The 1,016-nt window shown below is 58.0% G+C and carries 1 protein-coding gene and 1 pseudogene; both read left to right on the forward strand.

From position 1 onward, the window contains the following. Positions 1-591: pseudogene (locus tag G4223_RS03665) on the forward strand (hypothetical protein); the annotation flags it as partial. A 10-nt stretch (positions 592-601) separates the two neighbouring features. Continuing rightward, complete coding sequence (locus G4223_RS03670) at positions 602-847, forward strand: hypothetical protein (protein WP_163675161.1); 246 nt, start codon at positions 602-604, stop codon at positions 845-847. Positions 848-1,016: the final 169 nt, after the last annotated feature.

The raw sequence follows: 1,016 nt of genomic DNA on the forward strand, positions 1-1,016 counted from the left end.
GCGACCATCCTGCTCAACCAGCGGGTCCCCTATACCGGCCTCGTCACCACCGTCGCCGTCGGCGGTACAGCGTCAACCCTGGCCGGGGGAACCTTCGAACAAGGTGCCATGACCGCTGGATTGGGGTATTTGTATAATGCCTGCCTCCTCGGCAAGAATGGTTGCATGATTCTGGGAGGCGTGCTTGGGACCAGCGCTGGCGCGGTCGCAGCAGCCGCTTGTGACGCAGGCACCATGGGTGCATGCGTGGCCGCGAATCCGGCCATGATTGGGGCAGCCGGATCTGGTGGTGCCGCCCTGGGGGCTGCGCTTGACATTGTTTTTAACACCAATATTGGTCCCTATGGAGAGCCTGTCATTGTTGGTGACTCCAAGGGCAACAACATTCCCCTTGCTCCAGGTGAGCAAATCCAAGGCAGCCCTAACGGCGATTATGTTCAGGTAAAAGATCCCAGAGGAAAGCCCACTGGCGTTCGTGGTGATTACGGGGGACATCCGAATCAAGCCGACCCGGCAGCACAAGAGCCACACGCACACAGACCCGGCGTTACGCAACCGGATGGGAATCCTCATCTACCTGTGTATCGATAGGAGGCCGTGAATGGCGCTATTTAACTTCAATGACACCGTGCGTGTGAAGGCATCTGCTCCCGCAGAGCTTCGTCCGGCTGCATTAGCTTCAGTGGTTATGATTCACGAGGGAAGAGGACGTGTTGGAGAATATTTTGAACAGTTCCCAGATGGCGTTATTTATACGGTCGAATTCGAAGATGGGCATGCTGTCGATCTTCATGAACACTTTTTAGAGAAGGGTTGGTTCCCTTCAGAGACAGTAGTCAGAATCTGACGAAAGAGTTCCGTGGTGGTGGGGTGGCTCGCGCCAAGGGCGTGGTGGCGGAAATCCTCACCGGCGGCGCCAGCCTGAACGCCACCGTGACGGCGCTGGCGTCCAAGCCGGAAACCGCCTGGATGGCCCAGGTGGCGGGCGGTGCAGGAAGCCCACGACCATTGGGATT

It is taken from the genome of Magnetospirillum aberrantis SpK, assembly GCF_011022235.1.
Classification (GTDB): domain Bacteria; phylum Pseudomonadota; class Alphaproteobacteria; order Rhodospirillales; family Magnetospirillaceae; genus Magnetospirillum; species Magnetospirillum aberrantis.

Excerpts from the sequence above, each read along its gene's own strand:
- G4223_RS03670 (WP_163675161.1), top strand. The coding sequence starts at position 602 with ATGGCGCTATTTAACTTCAATGACACCGTGCGTGTGAAGGCATCTGCT.